Annotated in this window: 14 protein-coding genes, 1 tRNA gene, 2 pseudogenes and 1 CRISPR repeat array; of the genes and pseudogenes, 8 read left to right on the plus strand and 9 right to left on the minus strand. The window is 70.8% G+C overall.

Annotation, left to right across the window (positions count from 1 at the left end; all coding sequences use genetic code 11):
- Positions 1-6: 6 nt before the first annotated feature.
- Positions 7-1,071: a CRISPR direct-repeat array (repeat unit 28 nt; unit sequence GGAACACCCCCGCGTGCGCGGGGCCGAC).
- A gap of 339 nt (positions 1,072-1,410) precedes the next feature.
- From ACIP6N_RS12535 to ACIP6N_RS12550, 4 genes are all read right to left on the minus strand, one after another.
- Positions 1,411-1,495 (minus strand) — tRNA-Ser (locus ACIP6N_RS12535).
- A gap of 57 nt (positions 1,496-1,552) precedes the next feature.
- Positions 1,553-1,981 (minus strand): tRNA adenosine(34) deaminase TadA, encoded by a 429-nt coding sequence (gene tadA, locus ACIP6N_RS12540; RefSeq protein ID WP_401815038.1) that lies wholly within the window; start codon positions 1,979-1,981, stop codon positions 1,553-1,555.
- Between the two features lie 232 nt (positions 1,982-2,213).
- A complete protein-coding gene (locus tag ACIP6N_RS12545) occupies positions 2,214-2,750 on the minus strand; it encodes a hypothetical protein (RefSeq protein ID WP_401815039.1) in 537 nt (178 codons plus the stop codon).
- A gap of 234 nt (positions 2,751-2,984) precedes the next feature.
- On the minus strand, positions 2,985-3,299 hold the full coding sequence (locus ACIP6N_RS12550) for a hypothetical protein (protein ID WP_401815041.1): 315 nt from the start codon (positions 3,297-3,299) through the stop codon (positions 2,985-2,987).
- 156 nt (positions 3,300-3,455) lie between these two features.
- On the opposite strand from ACIP6N_RS12550, the gene upp reads away from it, so the two are divergent.
- Positions 3,456-4,091 (plus strand): uracil phosphoribosyltransferase, encoded by a 636-nt coding sequence (gene upp, locus ACIP6N_RS12555; RefSeq protein WP_401815042.1) that lies wholly within the window; start codon positions 3,456-3,458, stop codon positions 4,089-4,091.
- Between the two features lie 26 nt (positions 4,092-4,117).
- On the opposite strand, the gene ACIP6N_RS12560 is transcribed toward upp, so the two are convergent.
- The 4 genes from ACIP6N_RS12560 to ACIP6N_RS12575 all read right to left on the minus strand — a co-directional run bounded on the left by ACIP6N_RS12560 (position 4,118) and on the right by ACIP6N_RS12575 (position 7,680).
- Complete coding sequence (locus ACIP6N_RS12560; protein WP_401815044.1) at positions 4,118-4,747, minus strand: LytR C-terminal domain-containing protein; 630 nt, start codon at positions 4,745-4,747, stop codon at positions 4,118-4,120.
- 229 nt (positions 4,748-4,976) lie between these two features.
- Positions 4,977-5,279: a type II toxin-antitoxin system VapB family antitoxin gene (locus ACIP6N_RS12565; RefSeq protein WP_023540426.1), complete on the minus strand. Its 303-nt coding sequence runs from the start codon at positions 5,277-5,279 to the stop codon at positions 4,977-4,979.
- Complete coding sequence (locus ACIP6N_RS12570) at positions 5,276-7,084, minus strand: M28 family peptidase (protein ID WP_401815046.1); 1,809 nt, start codon at positions 7,082-7,084, stop codon at positions 5,276-5,278. Before ACIP6N_RS12570 ends, ACIP6N_RS12565 begins: the two co-directional genes overlap by 4 nt.
- On the minus strand, positions 7,081-7,680 hold the full coding sequence (locus ACIP6N_RS12575; protein WP_401815047.1) for an HhH-GPD-type base excision DNA repair protein: 600 nt from the start codon (positions 7,678-7,680) through the stop codon (positions 7,081-7,083). The genes ACIP6N_RS12570 and ACIP6N_RS12575 overlap by 4 nt, the downstream gene beginning before the upstream one ends.
- Before the next feature lie 230 nt (positions 7,681-7,910).
- Between ACIP6N_RS12575 and ACIP6N_RS12580 the strand changes: the two genes are divergently transcribed.
- From ACIP6N_RS12580 to ACIP6N_RS12610, 7 genes and pseudogenes are all read left to right on the plus strand, one after another.
- On the plus strand, positions 7,911-10,244 hold the full coding sequence (locus ACIP6N_RS12580; protein ID WP_401815049.1) for a germacradienol/geosmin synthase: 2,334 nt from the start codon (positions 7,911-7,913) through the stop codon (positions 10,242-10,244).
- Between the two features lie 139 nt (positions 10,245-10,383).
- Positions 10,384-10,561 (plus strand): annotated as a pseudogene (locus ACIP6N_RS12585) (3-oxoacyl-ACP synthase); the annotation flags it as partial.
- 329 nt (positions 10,562-10,890) lie between these two features.
- A pseudogene (locus ACIP6N_RS12590) lies at positions 10,891-11,676 on the plus strand (beta-ketoacyl-ACP synthase 3); the annotation flags it as partial.
- A gap of 200 nt (positions 11,677-11,876) precedes the next feature.
- On the plus strand, positions 11,877-13,106 hold the full coding sequence (locus ACIP6N_RS12595) for a beta-ketoacyl-[acyl-carrier-protein] synthase family protein (protein ID WP_401815051.1): 1,230 nt from the start codon (positions 11,877-11,879) through the stop codon (positions 13,104-13,106).
- A 106-nt stretch (positions 13,107-13,212) separates the two neighbouring features.
- The gene (locus tag ACIP6N_RS12600; protein ID WP_401815052.1) at positions 13,213-15,318 is read left to right on the plus strand and encodes an acyl-CoA dehydrogenase; all 2,106 of its coding nucleotides are present in this window, start codon (positions 13,213-13,215) and stop codon (positions 15,316-15,318) included.
- A gap of 20 nt (positions 15,319-15,338) precedes the next feature.
- Positions 15,339-15,584: an acyl carrier protein gene (locus tag ACIP6N_RS12605; RefSeq protein WP_401815053.1), complete on the plus strand. Its 246-nt coding sequence runs from the start codon at positions 15,339-15,341 to the stop codon at positions 15,582-15,584.
- On the plus strand, positions 15,581-16,810 hold the full coding sequence (locus ACIP6N_RS12610; RefSeq protein ID WP_401815054.1) for a beta-ketoacyl-[acyl-carrier-protein] synthase family protein: 1,230 nt from the start codon (positions 15,581-15,583) through the stop codon (positions 16,808-16,810). The genes ACIP6N_RS12605 and ACIP6N_RS12610 overlap by 4 nt, the downstream gene beginning before the upstream one ends.
- A 64-nt stretch (positions 16,811-16,874) precedes the next feature.
- Here the strand turns inward: ACIP6N_RS12610 and ACIP6N_RS12615 are convergent, their stop codons facing one another.
- Positions 16,875-17,858: a LysR family transcriptional regulator gene (locus ACIP6N_RS12615; RefSeq protein ID WP_401815055.1), complete on the minus strand. Its 984-nt coding sequence runs from the start codon at positions 17,856-17,858 to the stop codon at positions 16,875-16,877.
- Between the last annotated feature and the right edge of the window lie 4 nt (positions 17,859-17,862).

The following is a 17,862-nucleotide window of genomic DNA, read 5'->3' on the forward strand; positions in this document are numbered from 1 at the left end:
AGCAACGGAACACCCCCGCGTGCGCGGGGCCGACCGACAGTGCTCCGCACGTCGACGTACGGGGTGTGGAACACCCCCGCGTGCGCGGGGCCGACCATCGGACGGAACGCCCGCCATGGCCCGACCGCGGAACACCCCCGCGTGCGCGGGGCCGACGCCCCCTCAGCCGACGCGGGCAACCGCCTGGTGGGAACACCCCCGCGTGCGCGGGGCCGACCTGCGTAGCTTGCGGTCGCCGTCGTGGAGCAACGGAACACCCCCGCGTGCGCGGGGCCGACCGACAGTGCTCCGCACGTCGACGTACGGGGTGTGGAACACCCCCGCGTGCGCGGGGCCGACCTCATGCTCGCCCCCGTTGCCGTCGAGGGCGATGGAACACCCCCGCGTGCGCGGGGCCGACTTCGACGCCCTGCGGGCGGGGGACGAGGACGAGGGAACACCCCCGCGTGCGCGGGGCCGACGGCCGAGCGCTGGCAGGCGGGCGGCTACGGCCAGGAACACCCCCGCGTGCGCGGGGCCGACGACGGCCGGGCGAAGCCGACGTGGTGGCTGACCGGAACACCCCCGCGTGCGCGGGGCCGACGACGCCGCCCTCCGGAACATGTTGATGCCGAGCGGAACACCCCCGCGTGCGCGGGGCCGACTGGGCGGTACCCAGATGGCGGCGTGGTCATGGCGGAACACCCCCGCGTGCGCGGGGCCGACACGTCGTCGAACCCAACGACACAGACACCCAGCGGAACACCCCCGCGTGCGCGGGGCCGACGCCGTCTCCGAGGAGACCCTCACCGCCCACGGCGGAACACCCCCGCGTGCGCGGGGCCGACGCCGGACTGCTCACCGCCCTCGTCTGACCTCACGGAACACCCCCGCGTGCGCGGGGCCGACGAACCGTACGCCCGGCGAGCCGTCGAGCGAGGCGGAACACCCCCGCGTGCGCGGGGCCGACCTGGTCGCGTCCCACGCGAGCTCGGCGACAAGGGGAACACCCCCGCGTGCGCGGGGCCGACTCGCGGTCCCTGGTCCGGTCAGCGACGCCGGCGGGAACACCCCCGCGTGCGCGGGGCCGACGCTTTTTGACCTGGGGTTTTATTCGCGAGGTGCCCTGGTTTTGTTCGGTGGGGTCGGCCCGAGGTGTTGAGTGAGGGGCTGTCCATAGGCCGCAGGACAGGGCAATGGTGGTTGGTCCCTCGGGCGTTGTCGGGGTTTCGTTCTCGGCTGTCCGGTCACCCTAGCGAGCCGGATCGGGGCCGGGACGGATTCCGGGTCCAGAAGCAGATCCCTCCGTGGAAGCGGTAACGCATCTGGTGGGCGCGGTAGTTGGGTTCGTGCTGTGCGCCCGTGGCCTGGTGTGGCCGTACGCAAAACACCCCCCTGGCTGCGTTTCCGCAGGTCAGGAGGGTGTGAGAGCGGTAGCGGAGGGATTTGAACCCTCGGTGAGTTTCCCCACACTCGCTTTCGAGGCGAGCTCCTTCGGCCGCTCGGACACGCTACCGAGAGAGATCTTAGCCCAAGGTTGGCCGTGCTCCGAAATCCGGGTTCTGGGGTGGGGTCAGCGGGCTCTGAAGAAGGTGGTCAGCTGGGCGGAGCACTCGTCGGCGAGCACTCCGTGGATCACTTCCGGGCGGTGGTTGAGGCGGCGGTCGCGTACGGCGTCCCAGAGGGAGCCGGCCGCGCCGGCTTTTTCGTCGAGGGCGCCGAACACCAGGCGGTCCACCCGGGACTGCACGATCGCGCCCGCGCACATCGTGCACGGTTCCAGGGTCACCACCAGCGTGCAGCCCGTCAGGCGCCAGGCGCCGAGTTGCCCGGCCGCCCTGCGGATGGCCAGGACCTCCGCATGGGCTGTCGGGTCGCCCGTCGCCTCGCGTTCGTTGTGTCCGGCCGCCAGGACCGTCCCCTTCGGGGACAGCAGGACAGCGCCCACCGGGACATCGCCGGAGCGCGCCGCCCTCGCGGCCTCGTCCAGGGCGAGGCGCATGGGCGCCCGCCACGGATCCCGTACCGGGTCCGGAGCCCGGTCCGGGGTCGGGGTCCGCTCAGGGGCCCGGTCCGGGTCCGCTTTTCGCTCCTGGGCCCGGTCCGGGTCCGGGTTGGAATTCCGAGCCCGGTCCGAGGCCGGGGGCGGAACCGCGTCCCCCGTCCCGTCCGGTTCCCGGGCGTGCGCCATCGTCACCGGTGCTCCTCCCGGCAGCCTTCGTACCGTTCCCCCACTAGCGGACGGTCTCCAGGATCTCGGCGGCGCCCAGGGCCTCGGCGATCTCGGACATCGCGTCGGTTTCGAGCTCCAGCAGGTCCGACTCGGAAAGGCCGAGGTCGGCGAGAATGCCCTGGTCCCCGACGGGTCCCGCGGGCACGGTGTCGCCGGCCTTCACGGGGATGTCGTCGTCCTCCTCGTCGTTCTCGTCCGGTTCGCCGTCCTCGGTGCCGTCGAGGTCCAGCGAGTCGAGTTCGTCGGCAGGGTTCTCGTTGTCCCTGCCGATCACTTCGTCGATAAGGATCTCCCCGTACGAGGAGCGTGCGGCCGCGGCCGCGTCGGAGACGTAGATGCGAGGGTCCTCCTCGCCCTCCACGCGGAGGATGCCGAACCAGGCGTCCTCCTGCTCGATGAAGACGAGCACCGTGTCCTCGTCCACCGAGGCATCACGGGCCAGGTCGGTCAGATCCGACAGGGTCTCCACGTCGTCCAGCTCTGTGTCGCTCGCTTCCCACCCGTCTTCGGTGCGCGCGAGCAGTGCGGCGAAGTACACCGTGACTCTCCCACTGGTCAGAGGTGACGATCCGGCGGTGCGTTGTCTGTGCCCCGCCCTCTCGGAATCGTGGCAGAAACCTGCGCTTCGCGAGAGGTCTTCCGCCGTTGCGTCGTCAGCCCATTTTATTCGGGGCCGGTTCGTACCCGACTGCCGGATGCCGTCATCTGTCCACGGTCGGCCGCCGCGCAGCCGTCAGGACGCCGGGGCGACGGACCCGCCGGCCGACCGCGGCTACCAGCGGAAAGTGCGCATCCGCATCTGCTGGCGCATCCGCGCGGCCCGTGCCTGCCGGGGCTTCACGCGCTCGCGCAGGGCCTTGGCCTCGTTCAGCTCCCGCAGGAACAGCGCGCGCCGCCTGCGACGCTCCAGGTCACTCTCCTGGCCCTGGACGAGGCCCTGATCGAGGTCCGGGTCGGGGCCGGCGTCCTCGTCCGCCGCGATGTCAGAGGCCGGGCCGACGTCAGAGGCCGGGTCGACGTCCTCGTTCGGATTGACGTCCTGGTCCACGCCGTCGTCCTGGGCATGCTCGCGCTCCCGTTCCGGCATCGACAGCCCCCCGTCCCCGCATCGACGCTTCACCACCCCCAGGACCGGGTCCTGTCTCCGGGAATGGTTCACCAGGAAAACCCCCTACCACCTTCCCTCGCACCCGAAGGATGATGCAGGCGCGCGCCGCGTTGACGCCCGGTTACTGTGGTCGCCATGCGGATTCACGTTGTCGACCACCCGCTGGTGGCGCACAAACTCACCACACTGCGCGATCGGCGCACCGACTCAGCGACCTTCCGGCGCCTCGCCGACGAGCTGGTCACCCTGCTCGCGTACGAGGCCACCAGGGATGTGCGTACCGAGCAGGTCGACATCGAGACCCCGGTGACGCCGACCACGGGAGTGCGACTGTCGTACCCGCGCCCGCTCGTCGTGCCCATCCTGCGGGCGGGGCTCGGCATGCTCGACGGCATGGTGCGGCTGCTGCCGACCGCCGAGGTGGGCTTCCTGGGGATGATCCGCGACGAGGAGACGCTTCAGGCGTCGACGTACGCGTCCCGGATGCCCGAGGACCTCTCCGGCCGTCAGGTGTACGTGCTCGACCCGATGCTGGCCACCGGCGGCACGCTGGTGACGGCGATCAAGGAGCTGATCAAGCGCGGCGCCGACGATGTGACCGCCGTGGTGCTCCTCGCGGCGCCCGAGGGCGTCGAGGTGATGGAACGTGACCTCGCGGGCACCCCCGTCACGGTCGTCACGGCCGCCGTCGACGAGCGCCTGAACGAGAACGGGTACATCGTCCCCGGCCTGGGTGATGCCGGGGACCGCATGTACGGGACCGTCGCCTAGATCCACTGGATCCGGCGCGGCAGGGATCAGTCGGTGCAGGCGGAAGCGGAGGGCGTCGGCGCGGGCTTCGTCAGGGTGGCGAGTGCCTGGTCGGCGTCCTTCGGCACGTTCAGCGTCTTGAAGGCCGTGCCGATGATCAGATCGACGTCCGCCGTCTTCCGGGCGTCGGTCTTCTTCGCCGCGCCCTTCAGCTGCGTACCGAGCACCGCGAAGGGGCCGTCCTCGGAGGTCGGGGCGCCGAGCAGCAGTCCGGCGCCCGGGACCTTCTTGTCGTACGTCTCCGGCGCGTTGCCCACCTTGCCGATGTCGAACCCGCGCTTCTTGAGTTCGTCCGCGGTGGACTTGGCGAGGCCGCCCCGCGGGGTCGCGTTGTAGACGTTGACCTTGATCTGGCCGGGCTTGGGCAGCGCCTTGACCGGCGCCTTGGTGGGTCTGCAGGCCGGTTTGTGGCTGGTGGCGGCGGCGGCCTGCTTTCCGTCACCTGTGAAGACATCGATGAGCTGCAGGGTTCCCCAGCCGGCCAGGCCGAGGGCGACGACGGCGGCGGCTGCCGCGAGCACGTACCTGCGGCGGTGACGAGGACGGCGCATGCGTGGGTACTTGTTACCCGTGATGCGGTATTTTCCGCCCATGCCGGGGGGAGTCAGCATGCTCATGAACGCAGCGTAGTGCGAGCCGCTGGTGATTCCTACTAAATGATCAATAGGTTGAGCGATCAGAGGTACGAAAAAGCCCCGAAAGGCTCAGCCGCCACTCAGCCTTCACTCATTGGTCGCCGGGTGAGCGCATTGGTCATCCGGCGAATGCAATGTTCGCGGAGCATTGACGGCCAGGCGCCAGCATGGGGCGTGACGCGCGAGCGTTGACGGCCGGGCGAGGGCCCGTTCAGCCGAGATCCAGCTCCAGCACACGCGCGTGCAGCACCTGTCGCTGCTGGAGCGCCGCGCGGACCGCGCGGTGCAGGCCGTCCTCCAGGTAGAGATCGCCCTGCCACTTCACCACGTGCGCGAAGAGGTCGCCGTAGAAAGTGGAGTCCTCGGCGAGCAGGGTCTCCAGATCCAATTGGCCCTTCGTGGTCACGAGCTGATCGAGGCGGACCGGGCGCGGCGCCACATCCGCCCACTGGCGGGTTGATTCCCGGCCGTGGTCGGGATACGGCCGCCCGTTACCGATGCGCTTGAAGATCACACGGAAAGCCTACCGGGCGGGCGGCTCCGGGCGCAGCCATGCTGCCGGACTCCGGAAGGCGCAAGTGCTGACAGAGCGGGAGCAAAGCCCTGACCGCGCGGGTTGGCAGGCGCGGCCGGGCGGGCGGAGCGCCGGCTGACCGCGCCGGTCGATTCGCTCGAAAGGGGTCGCCGTCCGGCCACCTGATTGTCAGTCCCCTGATGACCAGCTGCCCGGCTACGGGGCGGGCCCGCGGTTCGCGAGCGGGCCGAAGTCGTGGACGTACCTTTCGCGAGCGGGCCGAGGTCGTGGGCGTACGTACCCACCGCGTCGGCGATCACGCCGACGTTGATGCCGAAGGCCTTCATGTCGATGTTCGTGAGGTCGTCGCAGGCGGAGTGGTAGCACGCGTCGTACGCCACGCCCGCCTCGCCGCCGTACGTCTCCGCCTCGGCCGCCGACTTGATGTCCTCGGCGCCGGTGAAGGTGCCTCCCGAGGGAATGCCGGCGTCCATGAACGGCCCGTAGTCGGAACGGCCGTCGAAGTCCGCTCCCCGGTGCGGGACATTCCTGCGGTCGAGGAAATCGGTGATCCCCTTCTCCAGCTGTGCGGAGCCCTCCGGGCCCGGTCCCGAGCCGGTCGCGTCGGAGTCGTCGCCGTCGTAGACGAGTTCGGCGTAGTTGGGCGAGGCGATCATGTCGAAGTTGAGGTAGAGCGCGATGTCCGCGCGCTGCCCGGGGGTGAGGCCCGTGACGTACGCGCCGGAGCCGAGCAGTCCCAGTTCCTCCGCCGACCACCAGGCGAAACGCACCTTGTTGGTGGGGGCGGCGTGGATCTTCGCGAGTTCGAGGGCGACGGCGAGCAGCCCGGCGGATCCCGAGCCGTTGTCGTTGATGCCGGGGCCCGCCGTGACGGAGTCCAGGTGGGCGCCGAGCATGACGGTCCGGTCGGCGCGGCCCTCTCCGGTCTCGGCGATGACGTTGCGGGTGGTGCGCTGCTCCCGGAACTGCCGGAGGTCCAGAGTGACTGTGACACCGCCCGGCTCGCTCCCGCTCTTACTGGCCTCGGCCTCGGCCGCGAGCGCCTTGCCCGCCTCCTGGGTGATCCCGCCGGTGGGGATCGCGGCGGCGGCCGGATCGCCGAGTGTTCCGCTGAGCGCGCCGTCGGTGTTGTTGTAGATGATCGCGCCGACCGCGCCCGCGTTCGCGGCCTGCCGCTGCTTGGCCGAGAAGGCGCAGCCGCCGCGCTTGATGAGCGCGATCTTGCCGGTGACGGGGGCGGAGGTGTAGTCGGCGGGCTCGCAGCCGGCTGTCCCGTCGGCGGTGACGACGGCGAGTTCCGCCGTGAGGCCGCCCTCGGGCGTGGACGCCGTGTAGGACATCGCGGCGATGCCGACCTCGCGTGTCTCCGGCGCGGTAACGGTCAGTTTTTCGGCGAGCGTTTCGACGTACGTGAAGTCGAAGGTGCCGTACGAGACCTGGTAGCCGGCTTCCTTGAGCCGGTCGTGGACGTACGCGGCGGAGGCCTCGTGTCCGGGCGATCCCGCGGCACGGTTGCCGCCCGCGGAGCCGGCGATGGCCTGGAACCGTCTCAGATGCCGGTAGGCGTCCTCTGCGGACGTTTTCCGTACGAGCTGCCGGGAGAGCTTCGCCGCGCTTTTCCCGGGATCGCCGAGTCCCGGTACGGGCGCCGAGCCGGGTCCCGGTACGGGCGCCGATCCGGGTCCCGGTACGTCTGTGGCGGCGGGGGCCGCGGACAGCAGCAGCGGCACCGCGAGCGCGACGGCGGCGGCGACGGTCAGGGATCGGCGCGGCCTGCCGTTCATTTGTCGTCCCTTGCCGCTTTCGCCGCCTTGGCCGCGCGTTTCGCTTCCTGCTTGAACGCCCGGACCCTGGCGAGCGTCTCCGGCCCGGTGATGTCCGCGGCCGAGCGGTACGAGCCCTCCTCGCCGTACGCGCCCGCCGCCGCGCGCCAGCCGTCGGGCCGTACGCCGAACTGTTTGCCCAGGAGTGCAAGGAAGATCTGCGCCTTCTGTTTGCCGAAGCCGGGCAGCGCGAGCAGCCGCTCCAACACCTCGTCGCCGGTGGCGACATCACGCCACACCGCGCTCGGATCACCGTCGTACCGTTCCACCAGGTACTGGCAGAGCTGCTGCACGCGCCCGGCCATGGAGCTGGGGTAGCGGTGCACGGCGGGCTTCTGCGAGAGCAGCGCGGCGAAGGCGTCGGGGTCGTACGCGGCGATCGCGCGCGCGTCGAGGTCGTCGCCGCCCATGCGTACGGCGATGGTCCATGGGCCCGAGAAGGCCCATTCCATGGGGACTTGCTGGTCGAGCAGCATGCCGACGAGCGCGGCCAGGGGGCTGCGGCCGAGCAGCGCGTCGGCCTCGGGCTCTTGTGCGAGCCGAATGGTGGTGCTCATTCGGCGATGATCACCCGGCGTATGACATATTCCGGGTACGCCACGCAGAATACGTACGTTTATACGACTGATGAATGCTGCGGATGACGCGGATGGCGGAGTGCCGGGTGGGGTAGATCTGGACCAACCGGGTGACGAGGGCAGGGGGCGGTGGGCGATGCCGGCATTCCTGACCGGCTCATTCCGGCCCAGGAAAACCTTCCGGAACTGTCGGGAAAGGCCGCGCTCCAGTGACACAGCCCTTTGAACTGCCGGATTTCTACATGCCTTATCCGGCCCGCCTCAATCCGCATCTGGAGGAGGCCAGAGAGCATTCCAAACAGTGGGCCAGAGACATGGGAATGCTGGAAGGCTCCGGGATCTGGGAGGAGAGCGACCTCGACGCCCACGACTACGCGCTGCTCTGCTCCTACACGCACCCGGACTGCGACGGCCCCGACCTGTCGCTGGTCACCGACTGGTATGTCTGGGTCTTCTTCTTCGACGACCACTTCCTGGAGATCTTCAAACGGGACCACGACCGCGAGGGCGGCAAGGTCTACCTCGAACGGCTGGCCGCCTTCATGCCGATGGATCTGGCCTCCGGCTTTCCCGAGGCCACCAATCCGGTGGAGGCGGGCCTCGCGGACCTCTGGGCCCGTACGGTCCCGAGCATGTCCATGGACTGGCGGGAGCGGTTCGCCGAATCCACCGAGAATCTGCTCAACGAATCCCTCTGGGAGCTTTCGAACATCAACGCGGGGCGTATCGCCAACCCCGTGGAGTACATCGAAATGCGCCGGAAGGTCGGTGGTGCGCCCTGGTCGGCTGGGCTCATCGAATTCGTGAGCGCCGAGGTTCCCGCCGAGATCGCCGCGTCGCGCCCGATGCGGGTGCTCAAGGACACGTTCTCGGACGCCGTCCATCTGCGGAACGACCTCTTCTCGTACCAGCGGGAGATCGAGGAGGAGGGCGAGCTGAGCAATGGCGTGCTCGTCCTGGAGACCTTCTTGGGTTGTACGACGCAGGAGGCGGCCGACGCCGTCAACGACCTGCTGACCTCGCGCCTCCATCAGTTCGACAACACGGCACTCACCGAACTGGGGCCGCTCTTCGTCGAGAAGGGCATCGCGCCGGACGCCGCCGCCGGGACCCTCGCGTATGTGAAGGGGCTCCAGGACTGGCAGTCCGGCGGCCATGAGTGGCACATGCGCTCCAGCCGCTACATGAACGGCGGTGGGAGCGCCGCGGATCCGGGGAGCACGGCGGGACCGCTGTTCTCGATGACCCCGGTCGGCCGGGGCACGGCCGCGTCCGGTTTCGTCAAGGCGCTCACGGCGGGATCGGGGGCGCGACTGCGCAGCCACAGCCATGTCCCGTTCCAGCGGGTGGGGCCCTCGCTGCTGCCGGAATTCCAGATGCCTTACGAGACGACGCTCAGCCCGCATCTGGAGCTGTCGCGCGAGCACGTCGTGGAGTGGTGTCACCGGATGGGGATCCTGGAGGCCCAGCCGGGCATGCCGTTCTCCGACGTCTGGGACGAGGAGCGGCTGCGCCGGATCGACCTCCCGCTGTGCGCGGCCGGTATCCATCCGGACGCCACGCCCGAAGGGCTCGACCTGACGTCGGACTGGCTGGCGTGGGGCACGTACGGCGACGACTACTTCCCGGTGGTGTACGGCAACACCCGGGATCTGGCGGGCGCGAAGGCGTGCAACGAACGGCTCTCGCTGTTCATGCCGCTGGAGACCGGCGCCGGGACGCCACCGCCGGCGACGGGGCTGGAGCGGGGGCTGGCCGACCTCTGGGTCCGTACGGCCGCGCCGATGGACATGGACGGCCGCCGCGCCTTCCGCACGTCGGTCGAGGACATGACCGCGAGCTGGCTGTGGGAGCTGGCCAACCAGGCGCAGAACCGCATCCCGGACCCCGTCGACTACATGGAGATGCGCCGCCAGACCTTCGGCTCCGACATGACGATGAGCCTGTCGAGGATCGGCCACGGCACCACCGTGCCGCCGGAGATCTACCGCAGCGGACCGATGAAGTCCCTGGAGAACGCGGCGCAGGACTACGCCTGCCTGATGAACGACCTCTTCTCGTACCAGAAGGAGATCGAGTTCGAGGGCGAGGTGCACAACGGTGTGCTCGTCGTGCAGAACTTCTTCAACTGCGACTACAAGACGGGCGTCGCGATCATCGACGACCTGATGAAGTCGCGCATGCGCCAGTTCCAGCACGTCGCGGCCAACGAACTGCCGGTGCTGTACGACGACTTCGGGCTGGATGACGAGGTGCGCAAAGTGCTCGACGGGTATGTGAAGGAGCTGGAGAACTGGCTCGCGGGGATTCTGACGTGGCATCAGGGATGCCGCCGCTACCGGGAATCGGATCTGGTCGAGGACCGCGCGGGCATCACGCGCTGGGTGCCGCCCACCCTGTCCGGCCCCGGTACGTCGGCCGCGCGGGTCCGGTTGCCGTCGGCGTTGTTGTCGCCGTCGGCGTCGCCGCTGTTGTCGTCCACGAACGCGATCGCGGGCGCAGGTAGGGGTGTTCCGACATCTGTGCCCCATATGGCTCAGTAACCTGCTTATGGGGTAGGGCGTTTGCCATCCGGTCGATGTGATCGATACCGGATCGAGGGCGCGGGTGGCGAGCGGAGACGCACGGGACGTGCGGGGTGCGCGGGACGGCGTACAGGACGTACGGGGCGTACGGACGGCGGTGCTGGAAGCCGTCTCCGGCTGGGTCCCCGGAGAGCCCGTTCCGAACGAGGCGCTGCCCGGCACCTGGGGTGTGGACGACGCCTGGGTACGCAGCCGTACGGGCATCGGCAGCCGTCACCGGGCCGGCCCCGGACTCTCGACGGGCGACCTCGCGTACGAGGCCGCGAGGCAGCTGGTCGGGAACGACCGGCGCGCGTCGGCGGCCGGGGTCTCCGCGGTGTTCGGGGCGGCCGGTGCGCCTGATGTGTCGGGCGGTGTGTCTGATGCGGCGGGTGTGCCGGAGCCACGCGATGCGCGAGGTGCACACGATGCACGAGGCGTATGCGGTGCGCCGGTTGCCGCTGGTGCCGCTGGTGCCGCCGTCGTGTCCGGTGCGGCAGGTGCATCTGGTGCGGCCGCGGTTGGTGGTGCGTCTGGGACCACCGGTGCGGCAGGTGCAGTTGGTGGGTCCGTCGCCGGTGGTGTGCCCGCGTCGGGTGGTGTGCCCGGGGCTCGTGGTGTGTCCGGGGTGGATGCCGTGGTGCTGGCCACGTCCACCCCGGACTGCCTCTGCCCCGCCACGGCACCGGCCCTGGCCACGCGCCTCGGGCTGGGTACGGTGCCCGCGCTCGACATCGCGGCGGTGTGCAGCGGCTTCGTGTACGGCCTCGCCGTCTGCCAAGGCCTCGTTCTCTCGGGCCTGTTCGACCGCGTGCTGCTCGTCGGCGCCGACGTCTACTCGACCTGGCTCGATCCCCAGGACCGTTCGTCCGGTGTGGTGTTCGGGGACGGCGCGGGCGCCGCACTGATCGCGGCCGGCCGCGCCGGTGACCCCGGTGAGCTGCTGGGTTTCGACCTGGGCAGCGACGGCGCCGGACATGAGCTGATCACCGTGCCGGGCGGCGGCGCCCGCTCCAGGTCCACCGGCCGACCGCCCGCCGAGGGTGACGAGTACTTCCGGATGCGGGGCCGTGCGGTCTATCAGGAGGCCGTCGTCCGCATGACCGCCTCCTGCCGCGCCCTGCTGGACAAGCTGGGCTGGGACGCCGGTCAGGTGGACCACTTCGTACCGCACCAGGCCAACGCGCGCATCCTCCGCGCGGTGGCGGGCCGGGTGGGCATCGGCGCGGAGCGCTGCGTGATCCACCTGGACCGGGTGGCCAACACGGGCGCGGCCTCCATCCCCCTGGCCCTCGCGGACGCGGCGGCACAGGGCCGCTTCCGTGCGGGCGACCGGGTGCTGCTCACCGCCTTCGGCGGCGGCCTCACCTGGGGCTCGGCGGCGCTGAGTTGGCCCGCCCCGCCGGAAACGGCAACCGTCCCGCCGGAAGCACCACCAGAGGCGGCAACAGGCGCGGCGGTCGACCAGGGCGGCGGGCCGGGCCTCCCCCACGACGGCAGCGAGCCCGACGTCCTTCACGACGGCAGCGAGCCCGATCTCTCCGAGGGCGGCAGCGCGCCGGACCTCTCTCACGATGCTCGGGCTGCGGCCCAGGACGGAAGGAACGGATCATGACGGAGACGGCTGAGACGGTCGCGGTGAGCGGGGTGGGAGTGGTCAGCCCCGCCGGGGCCGACGAGACGTCGTTCTGGGACGGGCTGTGCGCGGGCCGTTCCTTCGCCAGGCGGTCGGCCGAACTGGCGGGCATGCCGGTGGACTTCGCCTGCGCGATCGACGGACTGGACGTGGACGAGGCCGTCGGCGGACGGTCCGTGTGGCGGATGGCGCGGTTCGTGAAGCTGGGGCTCATCGCCGCCAGGCAGGCCGTGGCCGACGCCGGTCTCGACCCCGCGACCTGGGACGGCCGGCGGGTGGGCGTGGTGCTCGGTGTGGGTGTGGGCGGGGTCTCCGTACTGACCGACAACGCGCTGAAGCTGGAGGCGCAGGGGCCCGGCGCGGTCTCCCCGCTGCTCGTGCCGATGATGATCCCGAACGCGGCCGGAGGAGAGGTCGCGATCGCACTCAAGGCCCAGGGGCCCAGCCTCGCGCCGGCGACCGCCTGCGCCTCCGGGGCCACCGCCATCGCCGTCGCCCGGGACCTGCTGGTCACGGGGCAGTGCGACATCGTGGTGGCGGGCGGCGCCGAGTCCGTGCTGACACCGCTCGTCGTGACGGCCTTCGCGCGGATGGGCGCGCTGTCCAGGCGTACGGGTGACCCGGGCGCGGCCTCGCGGCCGTTCGCGCAGGACCGGGACGGGTTCGTCATCGGTGAGGGCGCCGCCATGGTCGTCCTGGAGCGGGAGGCCGATGCGCGGGCCAGGGGGCGCGTACCGCGCGCGCTGCTGGCCGGGACGGGCTCCAGCACGGACGCGTACCACCCGACGGCCCCCGAGCCGCAGGGGCGTGGCGCGCAGGCCGCGGTGGAGGCGGCGCTGCGGGAGGCGGGCTGGAGCGCGGCGGATGTCGACCATGTGAACGCGCACGGCACGTCCACCCCGCTCAACGACGCGATGGAGGGCATGCTGATCAGCCGGGTATTTCCGCACCGGCCGTCAGTCACCGCGCCCAAGGGCGTGGTGGGCCACACACTCGCGGCGGCCGGGGCGATCGAGGCGGTGGCCTGCGTGCTCACGCTGGAGCACGGAGTCGTCCCGCCGATCGCGAACCTCGACGCGCCCGCTGTTGAGTTCGATCTCGACTGCGTGACGAAAACGCCCCGGCGACAGCAGGTGGAGAGGGCCGTCAGCCACTCTTTCGGCTTCGGCGGGCACAACGTGGTGCTGGCATTCCGACGCGCCTGACCGACGTGGGCAGACAGGGTGTTTGAACGAACATATGTCCGGTGAATTTGGGGGTGGCAGGGTCGTTTCTTCGGTTACCTCCGATCGTTCTTCTCGCGTGACCCTAATGATCGATGGCGGCGCCCGGGTGTTCACGATGGACGGGCTGACGCGCGTACTGTTCGGCAACAATTTCGAACACGAGCACGGGCCATGGCGTCAGCTCGCCGCCGCAGAACCGTTCCGCCGTAGACCGGGCGCCTCGGCCGCGGAACGGCTCTCGCTCGCGTACGACCGGCTCCGTACCGTCAATGACTCGCTCGCGGAGCCGATGGCTCTGGCCGCCGATCCGCGTCGGCTCGTCGCGCTGCACGAATGGCTGGGGCCCGTCGATCCGTCCTTCACCACGGTGGCCGGGATCCATTACAACCTGTTTCTCGGCAGCCTGCTCGACCATGCGGAGGACAGCGGCGACGAGGGCACTCCCGACGACGAGGGCCGAGACCTGTCGGACTTTCTCGCGCTGCGCCGCATCGGCACCTTCCTCTGTACGGAGGTGGCGCACGGCAACGACGCCGTCGCGGTCGAGACGACAGCGACGTACGACCGCGAGCGCGACGGCTTCGTCCTGGACACGCCGCACGCGGGGGCGCAGAAGTTCATGCCCAACACCAGCCCGGCGGGCGGCCCGAAAACCGGGGTCGTCGCGGCCAGGCTGCTGATAGACGGCGCCGACCACGGCGTTTTCCTCTTCCTGACGCCGCTGACGGGCCCGGTGCCGCTGACGGGCCCGGCGCCGCTGACGGGCCCGGCGCCGCTGACGGGCCCGGTGCCGATGACCGGCCCGGAGCCGCCGACCGACGCCGTCGACCCGCCGACCGGCCTGACGCCGCCGACCGACGCCGTAGCCGCGCTGCCCGGTGTACGGGTGCGCAGGCTGCCCGCGCGGATGGGCAGCCCGGTGGACCACTGCCTGACCTCGTTCCACGGCGTGTTCGTGCCACGCGGCGCGCTGCTCGCCGGAGAACAGGGGCGGATCGGCGACGACGGGGTGTTCAGCAGCGGGCAGAGCAACCGCAGGCGGCGCTTCCTCGCCTCGATCGGGCGGGTCACGGCGGGCAAGCTCTCGATGAGCGCCTGCGCGGTCGGCTCCGCACGCGTCACCCTCGCGCTCGCGGTGCGCTACGGCGGTCACCGGCTGATCGCGGGATCGCGCGGGGCCCAACGGGTGCCGGTGTTCGCGCACCGCAGCCACCACGGCCCGCTGATCGCCGCGCTGGCCACGGTCTTCCACATGAGCGTGCTGCACCGTACGGCGCTCGACGCGTGGGAGTCCCGCACCGAGCGTACGAAGGACGAGGCGGAGCGGCTGGTCGCGGTCACGAAGGGCTGGGTCACCTGGCAGGCCCGGGACATCATCGTGGAGTGCAGGGAGCGCTGCGGGGCGCAGGGGCTGCTGGAGAACAACGGCATCGGCGAACTGGTCGCCGGCATCGAGGGGGTCATCACGGCAGAGGGCGACAATGTCGCCATCTACGCCAAGGCGGCGGCCGAGATGCTGTTCACGACCGCTGCCGTTCCCGCGCCCGCTCCCACCGGTGTGCCGGAGCCCGGTGAGCTGTCCGACCCGCGTTTCCTGGGCGAACTCCTCGCGGCCGTCGAGACGTTGTGGCTGACCCGTGCCCGCAGCAGGATGAGCCGGGCGCCGCACGGCGACCCGCTCGCGCGCTGGAACGCTGCCTCGGGCGCCGCGCTGCGGGCCGTCGAGGCACACGCGTACCGCAGGGCGGCCGAAGCGTTCGCGACGGCGGTGGCCCAGGCGGGCGCCGATGCGACGGCGGTGGACCTGGCGACTGTCGACGCTTCGGCGGTGGACCTGACCGATACCGAGGCACCGGCATCCGCCGATACCGGCACTCCGCCGTCCGCCGCCCACCCGCACACGCTGCCGCGCTCCCTCCAGCAGCTGTTCGCGCTGCGCTGGATCGAGCGCAACAGCGGCGATCTGCTGGCCGCCGGTCTGCTGGCCGCCCGCCAGCTGGACGAGCTGTCCGAGACCGTCGAACAGCTCATCGCCGAGCTGGCTCCCCACGCCGCCACGCTCATCGCGGCCTTCGCCCTGCCTGAGGAGCTGCTTGCCGACTGGCCGATCGCCGGCGCTGACTACGCCGGCGCCTACGACGACGCGGACGCCGCCTGGCACTCCGTCGGCCCGAGATCCCCTACCGAATGAATTCCCTGAAAGGACATGCGATGACCTACATCCACCCGAAGATCACCGAGGTGCTCACTGAGACCTTCAAGGTGCCCGCGGTCGAGATCTTTCCCGAAGCCACGATGGACAGCCTGGAAATGGATTCCCTCGCCGTCGCCGAATTCGCCGTCATCATCAAGGAGACCCTGGGAATCGACACGGACGCCGAAAATCTCCTCAAGGGCGCCACCCTCGCCGAGATCAGCATGTTCCTCACCGAGTCCGCGGTGGGCGTTCCCCAATGACCGGGCCCACCATCGCGGTCACCGGTCTGGGCATGATCACACCGGTCGGCAACGACACCGGTTCCACCTGGCAAGGGGTGTGCGCCGGTGCGTCGCCCGCTCGTCGCGTCCCCGAACTGGCAGGCTGTCAGATCGACTTCGCCTGTACGGTCGGCGGTATCGACCTCGATACCGCCATCGGCGGACGCACGGCGTTCCGGATGGGCCGGTACGTCAAGTTCGCGCTCCTGGCCGCCCGCGAGGCGGTCGCGGACGCCGGACTCGACCCCGCCACCTGGGACGGCACACGCGTGGCCGTCGTCGTCGGCACCAGCAGCGGGGGTTCGGCGAGCCTGACCGAGCAGACGATGGCGCTCGAACAGCGCGGTCCCGAGGCGACCTCACCGTCCGGCATCCTGCTCACGATCCCGAACATGCCGGCGGCGGAGATCGCCATCAAGATGCGGGCCACCGGTCCCAGCATGGCGCCGTGCACGGCGTGTTCGTCGGGCGTCACGGCGCTGTCCGTGGCGCGTGACCTGCTGGCCACCGGGCAGTGCGACATCGCGGTGGCGGGCGCGACGGAGTCGATCGTCTTCCCGGTCGCCATGACCGGCTTCGCCCGCTCGGGCGCCGGGGCCCTGGCGGGACCCGGGGACGATCCGGCGCGGCTGTGCCGGCCGTTCGCGGCCGATCGCGCCGGTCTCGTCATGGGCGAGGGCGCCGCGATCATGGTGCTTGAGCGGGACGGCGACGCGCGGGCGCGCGGCGCCGTCCCGCGCGCGATCCTCGCGGGTGCCGGCGCGACCACCGACGCCCACCACCCCACCAGCCCGCACCCCTCGGGCGCCGTCGCCCAACGCGCGGTGGAAGCAGCGCTGTTGAACGCGGGATGGGAAGCCTCCGACGTGGACCACGTCAACGCCCACGGCACGTCGACACCCCTCAACGATGCCACCGAGGCCGCGCTGATCAGCCGGGCATACCCGCACCGGCCCCCGGTCACGGCCCCGAAGGGCGTGCTGGGCCACTGCATGGGGGCGGCGGGCGCGATCGAGGCCGGTCTGACCGTCCTCACGCTCCAGCACGGAGTCGTACCGCCCATCGCCAACCTGGAAGCTCCCGCAGCGGAGTTCGACATCAACTGCGTCACCAAACAGCCGCTCCACCGGCGGATCGACCGAGCGGTCAGCCACTCGTTCGGCTTCGGCGGACACAACGCTGTCGTGGCGCTGCAACGGGCCTGAACCGGTCCGCGCGGATCGACGCGGTGCCCCTGACTTACGAGGCCCTGGCCCACCAGGTACCGGCCTACGAGGCCGGGGGCATCCTCATCGGGTCCGCAACCCGGCCCGCTGTACGGTCACTTGCCCCGCTCGCCGCAGCGGCCGTGTCGCGTACGTAGGTCTCCGCGCTCTGTACGAACATGTCGTGCAGGGCGCGTGCCGCCGCCGGAAGCGAGTCCGACGGGGGCCGCTGGAGCACGAGTTGTACGTACGTGTCGGCGGCCGCCAGCGGGCGGTACGTGATCAGGCCCGTCCGCTCCAGCGGGTCGCCCGTGACGCTGAAGTCCGGCAGCACCGTGGCCCCCAGGCCCTCCGCCACCATCAGCTTGCCCATCTCCGCGCCGTCCGTGGAGTACGAGAACGTCGGGCTGCGCCCCTCCAGCAGCCGGTGCACATAGCGGTGCATCACGTAACCGGCCCGCATCACGATGAGCGGTTGCCCGAGCAGGTCCGTCACCGACACCGAACTCAGTCCCGCCAGCGGGCTGTCGGAGCGCATGCAGACGACCGGCCGGCCGCGCAGCAGCTCCGTGGTGGCCAGGCCCGGCGGTTTGTCGTCGCCCTGAAGGTAGTTGACGAGGCCCAGGTCCAGACCGCCTTCCAGCAGAGCCCGGTGGATCTCCGCCTGCTGGGCGCCGGTCACCTCGATCTGGGTCTCCGGGTACACCGCGCGGAACGCCTGGATGGTGGGGACCAGCAGCGGGACCGTCGCCGCGTTGACCGTACCCAGGCGGATCATGCGGCTGGTGCGGTGCCGGTCGTCGGCGGCGCGGCGGAGCGCGTCCACCGCGTCCAGTACGCCGACGATGTGCGGCAGCAGCTCGCGCCCCGCGCTGCTGATCTTGGCGCCGGAGCGTTTGCGGTCCAGGATGTCGACGCCCAGTTCCCGTTCCAGGTTCCGGACGGTCTCGCTCAGGGCGGGTTGCGAGATGTGCAGGGACTCCGCCGCGCGGCGCAGGGAGCCCAGACGGGTCACCGCCTCGATGTATTCGAGCTGTTCTGTCCGCATGATG

Origin of the sequence: Streptomyces sp. NPDC088725 (genome assembly GCF_044751305.1) — a bacterium.
In the GTDB taxonomy this organism is placed as follows: Bacteria; Actinomycetota; Actinomycetes; order Streptomycetales; family Streptomycetaceae; genus Streptomyces.